Annotated in this window: 19 protein-coding genes and 1 pseudogene; 16 read left to right on the top strand and 4 right to left on the bottom strand. The window is 38.6% G+C overall.

What is annotated here, in order from left to right:
• Nucleotides 1–94 precede the first annotated feature (94 nt).
• The 5 genes and pseudogenes from HU823_RS04945 to HU823_RS04925 all read left to right on the top strand — a co-directional run bounded on the left by HU823_RS04945 (nucleotide 95) and on the right by HU823_RS04925 (nucleotide 5454).
• On the top strand, nucleotides 95–1234 hold the full coding sequence (locus tag HU823_RS04945; protein WP_197221304.1) for an acyl-CoA dehydrogenase family protein: 1140 nt from the start codon (nucleotides 95–97) through the stop codon (nucleotides 1232–1234).
• Between the two features lie 33 nt (nucleotides 1235–1267).
• Nucleotides 1268–2880: pseudogene (locus HU823_RS04940) on the top strand (AMP-binding protein).
• A 239-nt stretch (nucleotides 2881–3119) separates the two neighbouring features.
• The gene (gene cccA, locus HU823_RS04935; RefSeq protein ID WP_144699011.1) at nucleotides 3120–3464 is read left to right on the top strand and encodes a cytochrome c550; all 345 of its coding nucleotides are present in this window, start codon (nucleotides 3120–3122) and stop codon (nucleotides 3462–3464) included.
• A 170-nt stretch (nucleotides 3465–3634) separates the two neighbouring features.
• Nucleotides 3635–4336 (top strand): tRNA (adenine(22)-N(1))-methyltransferase, encoded by a 702-nt coding sequence (locus HU823_RS04930; RefSeq protein ID WP_197221303.1) that lies wholly within the window; start codon nucleotides 3635–3637, stop codon nucleotides 4334–4336.
• Nucleotides 4333–5454, top strand: a complete 1122-nt coding sequence (locus tag HU823_RS04925; protein ID WP_197221302.1) for a Nif3-like dinuclear metal center hexameric protein — start codon at nucleotides 4333–4335, stop codon at nucleotides 5452–5454. The genes HU823_RS04930 and HU823_RS04925 overlap by 4 nt, the downstream gene beginning before the upstream one ends.
• A 60-nt stretch (nucleotides 5455–5514) precedes the next feature.
• Here HU823_RS04925 and HU823_RS04920 read toward each other — a convergent pair whose 3' ends face one another.
• Nucleotides 5515–6462: a 4-hydroxy-3-methylbut-2-enyl diphosphate reductase gene (locus tag HU823_RS04920; protein ID WP_197221301.1), complete on the bottom strand. Its 948-nt coding sequence runs from the start codon at nucleotides 6460–6462 to the stop codon at nucleotides 5515–5517.
• A 118-nt stretch (nucleotides 6463–6580) separates the two neighbouring features.
• Complete coding sequence (gene vrrA / locus HU823_RS04915; protein ID WP_186320479.1) at nucleotides 6581–7216, bottom strand: VrrA/YqfQ family protein; 636 nt, start codon at nucleotides 7214–7216, stop codon at nucleotides 6581–6583.
• A 175-nt stretch (nucleotides 7217–7391) separates the two neighbouring features.
• Between vrrA and HU823_RS04910 the strand changes: the two genes are divergently transcribed.
• A complete protein-coding gene (locus tag HU823_RS04910; protein ID WP_197221300.1) occupies nucleotides 7392–8675 on the top strand; it encodes a DEAD/DEAH box helicase in 1284 nt (427 codons plus the stop codon).
• Nucleotides 8676–8698: 23 nt separating this feature from the next.
• On the top strand, nucleotides 8699–9592 hold the full coding sequence (locus tag HU823_RS04905) for a deoxyribonuclease IV (protein WP_197221299.1): 894 nt from the start codon (nucleotides 8699–8701) through the stop codon (nucleotides 9590–9592).
• 62 nt (nucleotides 9593–9654) lie between these two features.
• On the opposite strand, the gene HU823_RS04900 is transcribed toward HU823_RS04905, so the two are convergent.
• Together HU823_RS04900 and HU823_RS04895 are read right to left on the bottom strand one after the other, a co-directional pair.
• Nucleotides 9655–9915: a DUF2624 domain-containing protein gene (locus tag HU823_RS04900; protein WP_066396234.1), complete on the bottom strand. Its 261-nt coding sequence runs from the start codon at nucleotides 9913–9915 to the stop codon at nucleotides 9655–9657.
• 100 nt (nucleotides 9916–10015) lie between these two features.
• The gene (locus HU823_RS04895; protein WP_144699023.1) at nucleotides 10016–11275 is read right to left on the bottom strand and encodes an NCS2 family permease; all 1260 of its coding nucleotides are present in this window, start codon (nucleotides 11273–11275) and stop codon (nucleotides 10016–10018) included.
• 291 nt (nucleotides 11276–11566) lie between these two features.
• On the opposite strand from HU823_RS04895, the gene HU823_RS04890 reads away from it, so the two are divergent.
• The 9 genes from HU823_RS04890 to HU823_RS04850 all read left to right on the top strand — a co-directional run bounded on the left by HU823_RS04890 (nucleotide 11567) and on the right by HU823_RS04850 (nucleotide 17836).
• A complete protein-coding gene (locus tag HU823_RS04890) occupies nucleotides 11567–12316 on the top strand; it encodes a metal ABC transporter ATP-binding protein (RefSeq protein ID WP_197221298.1) in 750 nt (249 codons plus the stop codon).
• Nucleotides 12313–13185, top strand: a complete 873-nt coding sequence (locus tag HU823_RS04885) for a metal ABC transporter permease (RefSeq protein WP_144699028.1) — start codon at nucleotides 12313–12315, stop codon at nucleotides 13183–13185. Before HU823_RS04890 ends, HU823_RS04885 begins: the two co-directional genes overlap by 4 nt.
• A 13-nt stretch (nucleotides 13186–13198) precedes the next feature.
• Nucleotides 13199–14119 carry a metal ABC transporter substrate-binding protein gene (locus tag HU823_RS04880; protein WP_197221297.1) on the top strand — a complete coding sequence of 307 codons (921 nt, stop codon included), beginning with the start codon at nucleotides 13199–13201 and terminating at the stop codon, nucleotides 14117–14119.
• 102 nt (nucleotides 14120–14221) lie between these two features.
• A complete protein-coding gene (locus HU823_RS04875; protein ID WP_144699032.1) occupies nucleotides 14222–14875 on the top strand; it encodes an HAD family hydrolase in 654 nt (217 codons plus the stop codon).
• 123 nt (nucleotides 14876–14998) lie between these two features.
• Nucleotides 14999–15775, top strand: a complete 777-nt coding sequence (locus HU823_RS04870) for a metal ABC transporter ATP-binding protein (RefSeq protein WP_144699034.1) — start codon at nucleotides 14999–15001, stop codon at nucleotides 15773–15775.
• A gap of 12 nt (nucleotides 15776–15787) precedes the next feature.
• Nucleotides 15788–16636 carry a metal ABC transporter permease gene (locus tag HU823_RS04865; RefSeq protein ID WP_144699036.1) on the top strand — a complete coding sequence of 283 codons (849 nt, stop codon included), beginning with the start codon at nucleotides 15788–15790 and terminating at the stop codon, nucleotides 16634–16636.
• Nucleotides 16637–16644: 8 nt separating this feature from the next.
• Nucleotides 16645–17058 (top strand): Fur family transcriptional regulator, encoded by a 414-nt coding sequence (locus HU823_RS04860; protein WP_144703375.1) that lies wholly within the window; start codon nucleotides 16645–16647, stop codon nucleotides 17056–17058.
• Nucleotides 17059–17127: 69 nt separating this feature from the next.
• On the top strand, nucleotides 17128–17340 hold the full coding sequence (locus tag HU823_RS04855; RefSeq protein ID WP_144699038.1) for a DUF1540 domain-containing protein: 213 nt from the start codon (nucleotides 17128–17130) through the stop codon (nucleotides 17338–17340).
• A 115-nt stretch (nucleotides 17341–17455) separates the two neighbouring features.
• Nucleotides 17456–17836 (top strand): DUF4190 domain-containing protein, encoded by a 381-nt coding sequence (locus HU823_RS04850; RefSeq protein WP_197221296.1) that lies wholly within the window; start codon nucleotides 17456–17458, stop codon nucleotides 17834–17836.
• Nucleotides 17837–18024 lie beyond the last annotated feature (188 nt).

Here is an 18024-nt window from a genome sequence, read left to right as displayed (position 1 = left end):
TTAAATCTTGTAAAAATTCAGCCTTTATATCTATAATAAATATGTAAGCGCATACAAATAAAAGCGTAAATTTATTAAAGGGTGGGATGCAACCATGAATTTTACATTAACAGAAGAGCAGTTGATGATTCAAAAAATGATGAGAGAATTTGCAGATGAAGTGGTAGCTCCGGGAGCTGAAGCAAGAGATAAAAATAAAGAATTCCCGGTAGAGATTTTTCAAAAGCTATCTAAATTAGGAATGATGGGTCTGCCTTTTCCAGAAGAATATGGTGGAGGCGGAGCTGATACTATAAGTTTTGCCATTGCTGTAGAAGAACTGAGCCGCGCTTGTGGATCTACTGGAATTACATATTCTGCACATGTATCTTTAGGTGGAGCTCCCTTAAACCTATTTGGCACGCACGAACAAAAAGAAAAATATCTGACCCCAATCTGTACAGGTGAATCTCTGGGAGCTTTCGGATTAACAGAACCTAATGCAGGCTCTGATGCAGGTGGTACGGAAACAACGGCGAAAGCGGAAAATGGTGAGTGGGTGATTAATGGCTCAAAATGTTATATCACGAACGCGAGCTATGCCAAGCACTTAGCGTTAACTGCTATTACAAATAGAAATGGTAACGATAAAGAAATCTCTGCGATTATTGTACCAACAGATGCTAAAGGATTCCGTGTTATCGATAATTACGAGAAAATGGGTCTTCACTCTTCAAACACCACTGAACTTTTTATGGAAGATGTGAGAGTACCTGGAGAAAACCTTTTAGGAAAGCGCGGAGACGGCTTTAAACAGTTCCTGGTGACCTTGGATGGAGGAAGAATAGGTATTGGTGCGATGGCAGTAGGAATTGCACAGGCGGCCTATGAGAAGGCTCTAACATATGCAAAAGAGCGGAAACAATTCGGAAGATCTATTTCGAAATTCCAAGCGATCCAATTTAAGTTGGCCGATATGGCGATGAAGATCGAATTGGCTAGATTAATGGTATATAAAGCAGCATGGCTAAAAGATCAAGGTAAGAAGTTCTCAAAAGAAGCCTCGATGGCAAAATTATATGCATCTGAAGCATGTATGCAGATCTGTTCTGAATCGGTTCAAATACATGGCGGTAATGGCTATATGAGGGATTACCATGTAGAACGTTATTTCAGAGATGCTAAACTTCTTGAGATTGGAGAAGGTACATCAGAGATTCAGCGTATCGTTATTGCAAGAGAGATCGGCTGCTAACAATCGTTAAAAGACCAAGTGATGGGGTGAATTATGGCTGAACTAATGAAAGTAACTGTAGGGGATTGTTTAAGAAAACAAGCGTTGAAACTTAAGGATCAAGAAGCTATGGTTTACAGCAAACTAGGAATTCGCTATACCTATCAAGAATTTTATGAATTAACGACTAAAGTTGCCAAAGGTCTGATGGCAATGGGAATAGAAAAAGGAGATCATATAGCTGTTTGGGCCACAAATGTACCCGAATGGCTGTTGCTCCAATTCGGGTCAGCTAGAGCTGGAGCCGTTTTAGTCACGGTCAATACGAATTATCAATCTTCTGAATTAGATTATTTATTGAAGCAGTCTGATGCAAAAGCTTTATTCTTTATCGAACAATTCCGTACTACTTCATACAAAGATATGGTAGATTCTGTTAAAGACAGGTTAACGGAATTTCCTGTATTGAAACATTTCGTTCAACTAGATGCTGAATCTTCATCTTATGAAACATTCTCAGATATGTTGAAAGCTGGGAACGTCGTATCTGATGAAGAACTTCAAAGAAGAGAATCATCTCTTCATTGCGATGATGTGATCAACATGCAATACACTTCTGGAACGACAGGGTTTCCGAAAGGGGTCATGTTGACGCATTACAATATTGTTAATAATGCGAGACAGATCGCAGATAGTATGAACTTAACAAGTGCAGATCGATTGTGCATTCCTGTTCCTTTCTTTCATTGTTTTGGCTGTGTTTTAGGGACCCTTGCTGCCGTTTCAGTCGGAGCTACGATGGTGCCGATCGTCCAATTTGATCCTCAAGAAGTTTTAGAAACGGTTCAAAACGAAAAGTGTACAGGGTTGCATGGAGTTCCTACAATGTTCATCGCGGAATTGAATCTTCCTGATTTTGATTCTTATGACTTGCAAACACTTCGAACAGGAATCATGGCAGGATCACCTTGTCCGATAGAAGTGATGAAGAAAGTGATCGAAAAGATGGGAATGTCAGAGATCACGATCGCATATGGCCAGACAGAATCTTCTCCTGTTATCACTCAAACGAGACAGATGACCCGATCGAGCGCAGAGTTGAAACAGTTGGAAAGAAGCATTCTCAAGTAGAAGCAAAAGTGGTCGACCCGATAACGAATAAAGAAGTGAGTCCTGGTGAACAAGGAGAACTTTGTACACGAGGTTATCATGTTATGAAGGGCTATTACAAGATGCCTGAAGCGACGAACGAAGCGATTGATTCAGATGGATGGCTTCATACTGGAGACCTAGCTACTGTAGATAAAGAAGGCTATTTTAAAATCACAGGTCGTTTGAAAGATATGATCATCCGTGGCGGTGAGAACGTATATCCGAGAGAGGTTGAAGAATTCCTCTATTCACATCCTTCTATCCTTGATGTACAAGTGATCGGTGTCCCGGATAAAAAATTTGGAGAAAAAGTAGCGGCATGCATCCAAATAAAAGAAGGTCATTCACTTTCTGAAAATGAATTGAAGGCTTATTGTAAAGGAAAAATCTCGCACTTTAAGATTCCAGAATATTATCTCTTTCTTGATCAGTATCCGATGACTGCTTCTGGAAAAGTACAGAAATTTAAGCTTCGAGAACAAGCGATAGAGGCACTTTCAGTTATACATGAATAGCCACCAGTAGTGTGGCTTTTTTCTTTTTTGTACCTCTTCATTTAAAGTGAATGACTGAATCTACAAAAGTTAGGTAAAAAAGTTTAAAAAGTTAATGCTGTGACAAAACTGGGAAAAATAGAGTTTGTACTTCCCAAGTAAACGCTTTTACAGTACAATAGGTTATGGATTGTTTACTATACATATTAAGTTTATCAAGATCACAACACATGTAGTGTACAGACGAAGGAGGAATTTGCATGAAACGTAATCCACTCATTCCTTTTGCCATTATTGGAGTTATTGGAATTGTTCTTATGCTTACAATGGGCGGATATGGTATCAACAAAATTCATACGGCTAGTGAAAATAAAGAAAAGGCTGCTATGGATCCGGAAGCTATTTTTAAACAAAACTGTTCTTCTTGTCATGGACAAAACCTTGAAGGTGCATCTGGACCAGCACTTGATAAGATTGGTGGCAAGTATAAGCCGGAAGAAATTGCTGATATTATCAAAAACGGTAAACCAGGTGGAATGCCAGCTGGTGTCGTAAAAGGTGAAGAAGCTAAAATACTAGTTGATTGGTTAGCAGAAAAAAAATAAAATAAGAAGAGCTTCTTGTTATTTATAACAAGAAGCTCTTTTCTTTGTATGATCAGATCGTAAATGCGTACTTTTTCTAAAAGTTATATGTCTTTCTAGCTTTTTTTACAAAAAATGATCGAACGTGTGAATACTAAAACTAACAAACTAATTGAAACGGTGATGAAAAAATGAATTCAGAAAAATTATCAAATCGACTCGAGCGAGTTGCTTCATACGTACCTGAAAACACAATTTTGGCAGATATCGGATCTGACCACGCTTATCTACCCTGTTATCTCGGGCTAAAAAAGGGAATAAAAAAAGGAATCGCAGGTGAGATTACACAAGGTCCTTACTTATCCGCTAAGGAGCAGGTGAAATTAGACAAACTAAACGATGTGATCGAAGTTAGAAAAGGTGATGGACTTTCAGTACTTAAACCAGACGAAGCAGAAGTAATCACGATTTGCGGCATGGGTGGTTCTTTGATCACATCTATTCTTGAAAAAGGAAAAGATAAGCTTGGACGAGCACGTCGTCTAATTCTCCAACCTAACGTTGGGTCAAAAACAGTAAGAAAATGGCTATTAAAAGAGAACTGGGTATTGATCGCTGAAGAAATTTTAAAAGAAGATGGCAAGATCTACGAGATTCTTGTCGCCGAACGCACAGGCGATCAACCATATACTGATCATGAAGAAGCGGAATTATTGTTCGGCCCATTCTTATTAAAAAATCAGAACGAAGCGTTTAAAGACAAGTGGGCAGGGGAAGTCAAGCAATGGAAAGCGATTTTGGCTCAAATGGAAAATAGTTCAGGAGTAACTGCAGAGAAAAAAAGAGAAGAATTAAGAAGAAACATAAAATTTGCAGAGGAGTGGATTTCTTGAGTAGATGTGCGAGCGCGCAATATATCATTTCTCTTTTAGAAAGTTTCGCACCTAAAAAGATGGCTATAGAAGGTGACCCTATCGGATTACAAGTAGGTTCATTGAACAAACCCGTAAAAAAGGTGATGATCGCACTTGATGTATTAGAAAGTGTCGTGGATGAAGCGATTGAAGGAAAAGTTGATCTGATCATTGCTCATCATCCTCTGCTATACCGTCCATTGAAAAGAATTGATATCAACACATCAAAAGGTAAGGTTATTGAAAAATTAATCAAGAACGATATAACGGTGTATGCGGCACATACGAACTTAGATGTTACATCGCTAGGGGTTAATGAATGGCTGGCTGATCAATTGCAATTAACGAGCACTGAAGTGTTATCAACAACATATGAAGATAAACTCGTAAAGTTATCTGTGTTTGTACCTCGCACACATGAAGATCAAGTCAGGGTTGCCATCGGTAATGCTGGAGCTGGTCATATCGGAAATTATAGTCACTGTTCGTTCTCAAGTAATGGTATCGGTACATTTACACCATTAGAAGGTACGGAACCTTTTATCGGAAAACAGGGTGAATTGGAGAGAGTAGAAGAAGTCAAAATCGAATCAATCCTGCCAGAATCTATTGTAAAAGTGGTTGTTTCAGCAATGAAAAAAGCACATCCATATGAAGAGGTAGCGTATGACCTCTACCCGCTTTTGAACAAAGGGGAGGAGCTTGGAATTGGAAAGATCGGAAAGCTTCCTAAAGAAATGGACCTTCAGGAATTTGTAGAGCATGTGAAAACCGCTTTTGGAGTATCGCATCTTCGAGTTATTAAAGGTAAAAATTCTATTATTAAAAAAGTTGCCGTCGTAGGCGGTGATGGAAACAAATATATTTATCCAGCTCTTCATAAAGGAGCAGATGTATTAGTTACAGGGGATATCTATTATCACAATGCACATGATGCTCAAGAAGAAGGGCTTACAATCGTAGATGCTGGACATCATATCGAACAGATCATGAAGATTAAGCTCAAGGATATACTTGAAGAGAAACTTATGAATAACAAATATGAGACTGTTGTTGTAGAATCAAATATTAATACAGATCCTTTTACGTTTATGTAGACGGGGATTTTAATTTAAATAAAGTCATAAAAAAACAGCTGGAGTACTCCAGCTGTTTTTTTATGACTTTTTCTCTTTAACTTTAGGAAGAATGCGATTAAGGGTCACTTTACGCTCTTTTTTCCATGTCTCTTCATTTTGGTCATCATAGTTTTTAAGGAAATCGATAACTTCTTTCGTTATTGGTGTTGGTGTAGAAGCACCAGAAGTAATTCCTACCTTCTTTAAGCCTTCTAACCAACTAAGTTTGATTTCAGATACATCAGAGATTCTGTATGCTGTTGTTCCTGCAATCTCTTCTGAAACTTGAGCTAACCGATTTGAGTTATTGCTTCTAGGATCTCCAACTACAAGTACCAGGTCACAATCACCTGCTTGATTTGCAACAGCTTCTTGTCTGACTTGAGTAGCCAAACAGATCTCTTTATGAACTTCAGCAGAAGGATATCTCATAAGCAGTCTCTTAATGAGTTCAGCTACATCCCATTGACTCATCGTCGTTTGATTTGTAATGAGAATCTTTTCACTGTTCACGTTTAGTGAATCTAAATCATCGGTATTTTCAACCAGGTGTACGATATGAGGTGCGATTCCGATCGCTCCTTCTGGTTCAGGGTGACCTTTCTTACCGATGTAGATGATCTCATACCCCTCTTTTTCTTTCTCACGAATAAGGTCATGCGTTTTTGTAACATCAGGACATGTAGCATCAATCTCATATAAGCCTTTTTCATGAGCAATCCGTCTAACTTCTGGGGAAACACCATGAGCGGTATAAATAACTGTGCCTGTTTCAATATTTTTAATGATATCCAGTCTGTTCGCACCATCGAGGGTAATGATACCTTCATCTTCAAAGGCATCTGTCACATGTTTGTTGTGAACGATCATACCTAGTATATAGATGGGTCTAGGCAATGTCGGGTTATTAGCAGCTTGGCGTGCCATGACCATCGCGTCCACTACACCATAACAATATCCTCGTGGAGATATTTTAACGATTTCCATATTGGATCTCTCCTTTATTTCATATAAAAGACAGCACAGAAATCTATGCTGTCTTGGGAGATTTACTTCTGTATGTGTTTATTATAAAGGAGAGACCATAAGAACTCAAACACTATACTCATACATATAGTTTCGGCCCCGATAAGTGGTAGCCCTTAGGTACGTTTGTCTTAGGTGCTGACGGTACAGCTTTTGTAGCATTTGGCGTTTTTTTGATCATTGGCGGTGCCTCGGTCTGCGTGGATGACTTTGTAGACTTTGGTCCAGCCACAACCACCTTTTCTTCTGTTTCTGTTTTTACTTTTTCTTTTTTTTCGTTTTTCTTTATAACGCTTTTCTTAGCATCACTTTTTTCATCCGTAACCTTTGTTTCAGTCGTTTGATCTGTGTTTTCCGGTTTTTCGGAGGTATCTGCCTCAGTATCATTCTCTGCCTTTGAGCTCGATCCGCTTTGGAAATCTTTAAGAGCCGTCATGATGGAAGGCAGATTTCTCATTGCAGGTCCATATTGTTTGATCATAGGTCCCATCGTCTCAGCAACTTTTAAGACCTTTTGCACGTTGTTCAACATCGTAAACACACTTGTTCCACCTGTTATACTTCCACCGCTGCCAATCGTCCCCAAGAATCTGTCAACAGAACCCATCTGACGCGGCATACCATTCATCCCATTCATGTTTTGAAGATATGGATTTACTTGAAAGGGCTGCATAGGATGCTGAGGTTGATTTGGATATCTATAAAAAGGCTGCATAATTCCCCCTCCTTTCCAAAATAATACGCTCATATATAGAATATGAAATAAGAAAAACATGTGTGATATTTATCCCTGTTTTCTTATTAATCTTAAGGATGGTTGGCTTAAATGCAAAACTTACTCTATAATACTAAAAGTGAAGAATTTATATTTGAAAAGAAAAGGTGAGCGTATGAAATCTCCGTTTGAACGGTTAAAAATAAACGAATCGCTCCAGACCGCTTTAAGTGGTATTGGATTTGAAAGACCAACTGATATTCAAGAGCGTGTAATTCCTGGAATAATTAACGGACAAGACATGATCGGACAATCGCAAACAGGTTCAGGAAAGACATTTGCGTTCCTGCTGCCATTGATGCATAGAATAGACATCACAAAAGACGAGGTACAAGCAGTAATTACAGCTCCTACTCGTGAATTAGCACAACAGATCTACAACGAGTTTCTAAAGATCTCTGAGCATATGTCTGAGGATAAGCAAATCCGCGCAAAAGCAATCGTTGGTGGAACGGATCGAAAACGTATGGCTGAAAAACTGAAAACAGTTCCTCAATTAGTGATCGGAACTCCTGGTCGTATTAAAGACTTGGTAAACGCTCAAGAGCTAGTTGTCTTTACAGCGAACATGCTCGTAGTTGATGAAGCCGATCAGATGCTAGATATGGGCTTTATTGAAGATGTAGATCTGATCGCTTCTCGTATGGCCAACGAATTACAAATGATGGTGTTCTCTGCCACTGTTCCAGAAAAACTGCAGCCATTCTTGAAAAAATATATGCAGAACCCTAAGCATGTTCACGTTGAACCACAGCATATTACAGCAAAAGACATCAAGCACGTTCTTATTCAAGCAAAACACAATGACAAACTTCCTACGCTTATCAAAACAGCAAGAAACTATAATCCATATTTTGCGATTATATTTGCTAACACAAAAAAAGCAGTTGATGAGATCGCAGATGCTATGAGTGCTGAAGGAATGAGTGTTGAACGTCTTCATGGTGATATTCCGCCTCGTACAAGAAAAAGCATCATGAAACGTGTTCAGAAAGCGGAGTTTCAGTTCTTAGTAGCAACTGACCTTGCAGCTCGTGGAATTGACATCAAAGGTGTCAGCCACATCATCAACTACGAGTTCCCGAAAGATCTTGATTTCTACATTCATAGAGCAGGAAGAACGGGCCGTGCAGGAATGTCAGGAATCTGTGCATCTCTTTACGAGCAAACAGATCAGCATTCTGTACAAAAGTTAAAAGAGAAAAAAATCATTTTCCACATCGAACAATATAAGAACGGTGAATGGGTACCTGTAAAACCGAGCAAGAAAAGTACGGGTGCAAAAGAGCAGGATGGCGTTTATGTACCAAAACCGCGCAAAGTAAAGCCTGGTTATAAGAAAAAGATGGACGAACAGAAAAAGAAACTAATGAAGAAGAAAAGAAGAAACATCAGATAGTAGGTTAGGGAAGAGGGGAAAATATGATTAAACTAGGATCTCACGTTTCAATGAGCGGTAAAAAAATGCTTCTCGCTGCGAGTGAAGAAGCTGTTTCATATGGTGCCAACACTTTTATGATCTATACAGGTGCACCCCAAAACACGAGACGAAAAAAAATTGAAGACCTTAATATCGAAGCTGGAACGAAACACATGATCGAGAACGGTATCGTTGACATTGTTGTTCACGCACCGTATATCATCAACATCGGGAATGCTGTTAAGCCGGAAACTTTCGAGCTGGGGGTCGATTTCTTAAGAAGAGAGATCGAACGAACTGACGCACTTGGTGCAAAACAGATCGTACTTCATCCAGGAGCACATGTTGGAGAAGGTTCCGAGATCGGAATTAAGAAGATCATCGAGGGGCTTAACGAAGTATTAACGAAAGAGCAGAATGTTCAAATCGCACTAGAGACAATGGCAGGTAAAGGATCTGAATGCGGCAAGACATTTGAAGAACTTGCACAGATTATTGATGGTGTATCGCTTAACGAAAAACTTTCTGTTTGTTTTGATACATGTCATACTCATGATGCAGGTTATGATATCGTTAATGATTTTGATGGAGTAATGAACCAGTTCGATAAGCTGATCGGAATCGATCGTATTAAAGTTTTCCACATCAATGACAGCAAAAATGTAACGGGAGCTGCTAAAGACCGACATGAAAACATTGGCTTTGGACATATTGGCTTCGATGCCTTAAACTACATCGTTCATCACGAGCAATTTAAGGATATCCCAAAAATTCTTGAAACACCTTATGTAGGTACTGATAAAAACAACAAAAGACCTCCATATCAATTAGAGATCGAGATGATCAAAGCAAAAACATTCGATCCAGAACTTCAGAACAAGTTATTGAACGCATAACTATTACACAACTGATTAATGTAAAAAGATAAAGAGCCGCACAGCTGTGCGGCTCTTTTGTGTTACCTATCAATGTACGTTTGGATTAAGTATTGGATATAGTTCGCTTTTTCAGGGCTAACTTCTTTTGCGATGGTAGCAATGATCATCTTACGCTGTGATAGATTCTTGATATCAATTGTCTGCCTTCGCAATATGTTTACGATCTGTACGGCTTCTTTTTGTGAAATGGGAAGCTGATATTGCGCGGCAAGTGAGATCAGTTCGTTCGGACTGATCGAATTAAGTTTCTGATTTACAAAATGAACAATGATTGGATTCATTTAGAAATCCCTCCCGACTTTCTCATTGTATGAGGAAGGAGGGAAGAAAGTGCTAAAAAAAGACTTTGGAATATTGTCCAAAGTCTTTTTGTTTATATTTTTATACAATTGTATGAAGAATAAAATTCATAAAGAATAAAAAGGCGATCACATACATCGGTGCTGTAACCTGTTTTTTCTGTCCGGACATCCATTTAACAAGTGGATATGCGATAAATCCAAATGCAAGACCATCCACGATGCTGTACGTTAAAGGTATGAGCGCAATAATAAGAAATGATGGAAACATCTCTGTAAAATCAGCAAAAGGAATATGCTGAATCTGCTGAACCATCAGACCGCCAATGATAATCAAGATAGGAGCGATAGCCCCATCAGGAATATAGGCTATGAAAGGTGCTGCAAACATGGATAAGAAGAACAATACAGCAACTGTAATACTTGTTATCCCCGTTCTGCCGCCTTCTTGTATTCCAGATGCACTCTCTACCGTGGAGATCGTAGGACTAGTTCCGAATAAACCAGAAACGATTGATGAAGCTGCATTCGCTTGAAAAGCTTTTGGAAACTTTTCTTGATCAGGTAATAAGCCGTATAACAATCCCATGTTCTCAAATGTGATGATCATGGTCAATGAGAACGTTGCGATCCAAAAGGAAAGCTCTGTTATCCCTGAAAAATCAAACGCAAAAAATAATTCACCAAACGGTTTAAAAGAGAATCCATCAGACATACCTTTCACTTCTTGTGTATGGCCCATAAAGAATCCTACAAGAGTGGTCAAAGCAATCCCGATCAGAAAACTTCCTTTTACGTTTTTTAGAAACAGAGCCAGTGTTACCGAAAGGCCGATTACTGTCAGGATTGCGTCGGGACGATCTAAATGTCCTAACTTTACAAAAGTTGCAGAGCTCGCTTCGATGATTCCGCCTTTTTGTAACCCAATAAACGTTAAGAACAAGCCGATTCCTACTGTTATGCTATGTTTCAATGATTGCGGAATACTTTTTGAAAGTATGTCCTTTAAAGGTGTTGAAGCTGCGATTAAAAAGAATATCCCAGACATCACCACAGCAGCAAGAGCTTCTTGCCAGCTTAAATTCATACCTTGCACGATAGTATACGTGAAAAACGCGTTTACCCCCATGCCTGGCGTTAATACGATCGGAGCCTTTGCATACAGCCCCATGATCAGACACCCAACTACAGAAGTAAGGATCGTAGCTAGAACTACTCCCTCATACGGCATACCAGCATCTGCTAATATTAGTGGATTAACGACAATAATATAAGCGATGGTGAAAAATGAGGTGATCCCTGCAAGTACTTCTTTCTTTAGTGAAACTTGATTTTGTTCCATTTGTTCCTTCCTTAAATCTTAAAAACATCCCTCTCCCACCCAGCAGTTTCCTGCCAGAGTTGATTATATAGCAAATGTAGAAATATGGCTAGAAAAAATCGTTTACAATCTTGTGTCCACACTATATAATTTGACTTAAGTAAAAAAGTTGCCTAAAGGAAACATTTACTTCTTCCGAAAATATTCACTTTCCTTCTATTCATTTCATACAATTGTGAAGGGATTATTTTTTTATATTAAAGTTGCGCTTGGGCAAAAAAAGTTACTGAATGAAAAAGGAGGTCTTTTTCAATGAATGAAGCACTAAAGATAGATCACTTGTACGTGTCTTATTTAGGGAACCAAGTAGTTAAAGATATATCATTCTCAGTGAATCAAGGTAGTTTAGTGGGGATCATTGGGCCAAATGGTGCCGGTAAATCGACTATGATGAAAGCTGCTTTACATTTAATACCAAGAGACAAAGGTGATGTAGAGGTATTTGGAGAGCCGCTTAAAAAATGGAGAAAAAGAATCGCATATGTTCCGCAGCGCTCAGATATCGACTGGGATTTTCCGATCACAGTATTTGACGTGGTATTGCTTGGAACATATCCAAAATTGGGATTATTTAAGCGCCCTTCAAAAAGTGATAAAGAATGGGCATATGAGTGTTTGAGAACGGTAGGTATGGAAACGTTCAGTGATCGACAGATCGGTGAACTTTCAGGAGGACAGCAGCAAAGGGTATTCCTTGCAAGAGCATTGGCTCAAAAAGCAGAGTTGTTTTTTCTCGATGAACCTTTCGTGGGGATTGATGTTGCAAGTGAAGAAACGATCATTCATATTTTGAGAGATCTAAAAAAAGAAGGAAAGACCATTCTGGTCGTACATCATGATCTTAGTAAAGCTGAATCCTACTTCGATCATTTGCTGCTATTGAATAAGAATATGATTCATTACGGTGCATCTGAAGAAGTTCTTCAGCCAGAGGTGATCACAAAAGCTTACGCCAACCAGTTCTCATTTCTTCAGCCTAAAGGAGTGAATGTGACATCATGAGTATTTTTGAATTCTTTCAAGCGTTGTTTCAATATGAATTTTTACAAAAAGCGTTATTTACCTCAGTAGTTGTAGGTATTATTTGTGGAATTGTAGGATGTTTCATCATCTTAAGAGGCATGGCTTTAATGGGGGATGCGATCTCTCATGCTGTGTTGCCTGGTGTTGCGATCAGCTATATGTTAGGGATTAACTTTTTCTTTGGAGCTGTTATAACTGGGGTTCTTACTGCGATCGGAATCGGATATGTGAGTCAGAACAGCAGGATCAAACATGATATGGCTATAGGAATCATGTTTACGAGTATGTTTGCTGTAGGAATTGTCATTATAACCATGATGAAAAGCTCTGCCGATCTTTATCATATTCTTTTTGGTAACGTTCTTGCAGTACGAATGAGTGACATGTGGATCACACTTGGAATCGGTGTACTGGTAATTGGGTTAGTTGTTCTATTTTACAAAGAGCTTCTCGTTTCAACCTTCGATCCAACTATGGCACAAAGCTATGGATTGCCTAACAAATGGATTCATTATTGTTTAATGGCCGTTTTAACGATGGTCACAGTTGCATCGCTGCAAACGGTAGGAATCGTTTTAGTAGTTGCGATGCTGATCACACCGGCAGCTACGGCTTATCTATTAACCAACCGATTGTCGGTCATGATCTATCTTTCTGCATTAATAGGTGTCATCTCTTCTGTGTTTGGCTTATATTTCAGCTTTACGTATAATTTGGCATCAGGTGCAACGATCGTATTAGTTTCAGCTTTTCTGTTTGCACTCGCGTTCTTCTTTTCACCATCACAAGGAATCGTTTGGAAAGCGCACAAATCTAGAAAAAACAGGCTAGAACTGTTAGAGAAATAGGGAGGATGATAGAATGTTTAATAAAATAACAAAGCTCTTTTTAGCAGGAACATTATTAGTAGCTGCAGCTGGATGCAGTGCGGGTGGAAATGAATCAGAAAAGGTAGAAGTCGTAGCTACTTATTCTATCATCTATGATTTAGTTAAGAATGTCGGAGGTGACAAGGTAGAAGTTCATAGCTTAGCACCTATTGGTTCGAATCCACATGAATATGATCCGCTTCCAGAAGATGTTTTAAAAACAACGGATGCAGATGCAGTTTTCTATAATGGTTTAAATCTTGAAGAAGGAAATTCATGGTTTGACAAATTGATGAAAACAGCTGATAAAGATGGTAAAGATGCACCTGTTTACCGTGTTAGTGAAGGGGTAGATGCGATCCATCTGGAATCTAAAGGTCTTGAAAAACAATATGATCCACATGCATGGCTGAATATTGAGAATGGGATCAAGTATGTTGAAAACATTCGAGATGCATTGATGAAAGAAGATCCAGAAAATAAAGAATACTATCAAAAGAACGCTGAAGAATATATTGGTGAATTAAAAGCTCTTCACGACAAAACTATCACAGAATTAAGCAAGATCCCTAAAGAGAAACGCGTACTTACAACAAGTGAAGGAGCGTTCAAATATTTTGGAGAAGCCTACAACATGGAGACGGCTTATGTTTGGGAGATTAATTCTGATAATCAAGGTTCACCACAGCAGATTAAAAGCTTAGTCGATTTCCTAAAAGAAAGAAACGTTCCAGCTCTGTTCGTTGAAACAAGTGTCGACGCTAGAAGTATGGAAACAGTATCTAAGGAAACAGGTATTCCTATTAAAGGAAAAGTGTTTACCGATTCTCTAGGTAAGCCTGGTAAAGATGGCGACACTTATAAAAAAATGATGGAATGGAACACAGAAACGATTATTGAGGGGTTAAAATAAGAATTATAAAAAGAAGCTGAAAATGTTCAGCTTCTTTTTGTTTTTACTAAACAATGCTTTATAATACGTAGAGTGAAGTTTGCAATAAAGGTGGAAAAAGGTATGAATATAAAAGCAGTCTGTTTTGATATGGATGGTGTGATTGTTGATACGATGCGTCACCATGTTGAAGCGTGGCGGCATGCATTTAATATAAATGGCTTTGATCATGAAGAACTCGTCTTTTACTTAAGAGAAGGAATGCCAGGAAAAAAGACAATCGTAGATGTTTTTAATCATTCTAATGTCGAAGTTAATGAAGAGTTGATCGAAAGTATATATGTTCAAAAAAGAGATTATTTTAAGGAACATGCACAATATGAATTTATAGAAGAAACCGTATCTACACTTATAGCCTTAAGTGATGAGCACATTCCTATTGCAGTCGTTACAGGCAGTAGAAAAGAATTTGTTTCTGAAGTTTTAAGTAAACTGCCTGTTACTTTTGATATAATTGTTACTGGAGATGATGTGAAAGAAGGAAAACCATCGCCTGAACCGTATTTATTAGCTATGGATCGACATTCTTTTAAGCCAGCAGAGTGGCTGGTTATCGAGAACGCACCACTTGGTATACAATCTGCCAAGAGTGCAGGAGCTTATTGCTTGGCCGTTGAAACGACTCTTGAAGAAAAGTACCTAAAAGAGGCCGATCAAATCATCCGACCAAAAGATTTGCTGCGCCATGTTAGGAGACTCATAAAAGGTATGAAATAAAAACGTTTATAGGCATGCTCATAGAGCATGTTGTTTTACTTTGTTCATAATTCGTGTATACTATGAGACAGTTTAAATCGTACTCATTACTACTTATTTTCATTTTTCTCACGGAGGTTAATCATGAATAACAATATAGGATCGATAGCCATTCGTGTAGATGATTTATCGTTTCATTATGGCGATAAAAATGTTCTCCAGCATGTAACGATGGAGATTAAGAAAGGATCTTTCCTTGGACTAGTTGGTCCGAATGGTTCAGGTAAATCTACACTAATCAAATGTATATTAGGGCTACAAAAGCCTCAAGAAGGACATGTTTTTCTTTTTGGGGAAAAAGTAAATAAATTTAATGACTGGGACAAAGTAGGGTATGTTTCACAGAAAGCAAATAGTTTTAACACAGCCTTTCCTGCAACCGCGTTCGAAGTCGTATCGATGGGGCTTTTTGGTAAAGTGGGATTGTTTAGATTCTTAAAAGCTTCGGATAAGAACAAAGTATGGGAAGCATTAAGGTCAGTGAAAATGGATCAGTATGCCCACCAGAACATAGGAGAGTTATCTGGAGGACAGCAACAGCGAATTTTTATTGCTCGTGCACTAGTAAGCGATCCCGAACTATTAATATTAGATGAGCCAACTGTTGGAGTCGATACGGAATCATCAGACTCTTTTTATAAGATGCTTAAAGAACTTCATCGTGAGAATAACATGACGCTTGTGTTGGTAACTCATGATGTCGGTGTGATGACGAATTATGTAACAGATGTAGCTTGTTTGAACAAACAGATTCATTTTCATGGAAATACAAAAGAGTTTGAAGAGAGCTCATCTGAAAATATGTCTGCTTTTTATGGTCATCATGTTCATGTTCTTCACCATGATCATGGTCACGAGTAAGGGGAGGAACACATGTTACCGTTTTTAAAATACGAATTTTTACAGAATGCCTTCTTAACAGGAATCATGGTTGGCTTGCTTGCTCCTGTATTAGGGGTTTTTATTGTGGTAAGAAGGCAAGCGTTAATCGCAGATGCTTTGTCTCATATCACATTAGCAGGTATTGCTGCTAATTTACTGTTAGGAAAATGGTCTTCCTTCTTTGCTGCAGCTAATCCTATTTACATGGGGATGGCGTTCTCGGTAGGTGGAGCTATTTTTATTGAGCAGCTAAGAAAAGTGTACAAGCATTATGAAGAGCTTGCTATACCTATCATTATGTCTGCGGGAATCGGTCTGAGTGTAATCTTCATTTCAATGGCAGATGGTTTCAACACAGATCTGTTCAACTATCTATTCGGAAGTATCATTGCTGTAAAACGTTCAGATGTTTGGACCGTTTTTGCGATTCTTGTCGTTGTACTCTTGTTTGTATTTTTCATGTACAAAGAATTATTTGTTTTATCTTTCGACGAAGAGCAAGGAAAGCTATCTGGCATTCGAAGCAACTGGATCTTAGTTGCTTTTATGGCAATAACGGCTTTAGTTATTGCTGCTTCCATGAAAATTGTAGGTATTTTGTTAGTTTCAGCACTTATGACGTTACCTGTTGCAGCTAGTATTCGAATCGCTAAAGGCTTTAAGCAGGCGATTTGGCTTTCAGTTCTTTTTGGTGAGATTTCAGTCATCGCCGGTATGTTTCTGTCATATTACCTTGATCTAGCATCAGGTGGAACGATTGTTTTATGTTTGGTTGTTATATTGTTCTTAACAATTCTTTATAAAAAATTTACAGGTTCCAGAAAGGTGGGTCACTTGTGAAATTTGCGATGACGATCGAACAGGCAATGGACCTTCTAAAGGAAAAGGGCTATAAGTATACAGAAAAGAGAAAAGATCTTCTTTCATTATTTGCTCGTGAAAAGAGATATCTTACAGCTAAAGAAGTTCAAGAAGCACTTAAAGATAAGTATCCTGGTCTTAGTTTTGATACGATCTATCGAAATCTAACCACTTTTGTCGAGTTAGAATTACTCGAAGAAACAGAGTGGGAAGGGGAGAAAAAGTTTCGATTTACGTGTTCACATAATGAACATCATCATCACTTGATCTGCCTTACATGTGGAAGTACGAAGTCCATTCATACGTGTCCGATGGAAGTGTTAGACAGTGAATTGAACGGCTTTGACGTGACAGGACATAAATTTGAGATCTATGGTTATTGTAAAGCGTGCAAAAATTAAACTTTTTATAACGAATGGAGTATGTATCTCCTTTTATTTAGCCAAGCTAAAGTGAAAGGAGGTTTTTTTATGCCTGAAGTTAAATGTAATGTATCGAATTGTACGTATTGGGGGGAAGGTAACAACTGTGTAGCAGATGCTATTCTTGTTGAGATCGACAAACATGCAAATATGTCTATTGACATGAGTGCAGACGGTAGCCTCCATGGTGATGCAGCTCATAAAGATGCTGCCCACGATACAGCTGAAACATGCTGTCACACGTTTAAAGCAAAACATTAAACAAAGAGGCCAAAAGAGGGCCTCTTTTTCAATGTCCATAAACTAACATCTATGAAAACGTTACTTTAAAGCCATAATAAGAACGCTCCTTAACACGATAAGAGGGGGAATCATCATGGCATACGAAAGAGATGAACGTACTATTAATAATGAAACAGCATTTCGTGAAGAGATGGCTGCGGAAGCTGTACCGGTTCCTGTAAGAAGTGATATGACGTTACCTGAGAATGAGAGACCTCGTTATTCAGATGTAGACGACGATCACAGACATGAACACGAAGATTCACGGGAAAGAGCAGGAGGTAAAGCGACTGGAATCATCGCAATCATCCTATCTGTTTTATCTTTGTTCATACTTCCTGTGCTGTTTGGGGCAGCGGGTATTATTGTCGGATTCATTGCCAGAAGACAAGGTGCACATTCGCTTGGTAATTGGGCGATCGGAATTGGGGTCGTATCGATTATCATTTCGTTGTTTTTTGCACCATTCTTTTAAAGGAAAAAGGAGCAAAGAAGAAGCTAACCGCTTCTTCTTTTTTATGGAGTAAAAGGGCTATAAAATTACAGTTTGAGCAGGCTTTGTAGCTTGTGGAAGTAATTGATTTCCGTTTCAGATTGCCCGCTTTCCGCGGGGCAGGCGGAGCCACATTTGGACGTTTCACTTTTAAGTGTCTCACCTGCCCA

It is taken from the genome of Fictibacillus sp. 18YEL24, assembly GCF_015903855.1.
Classification (GTDB): domain Bacteria; phylum Bacillota; class Bacilli; order Bacillales; family Fictibacillaceae; genus Fictibacillus; species Fictibacillus phosphorivorans_C.
The sequence above is the reverse complement of the archived record's forward strand: the minus strand, read 5'-3'. Positions and strand labels throughout refer to the sequence as shown.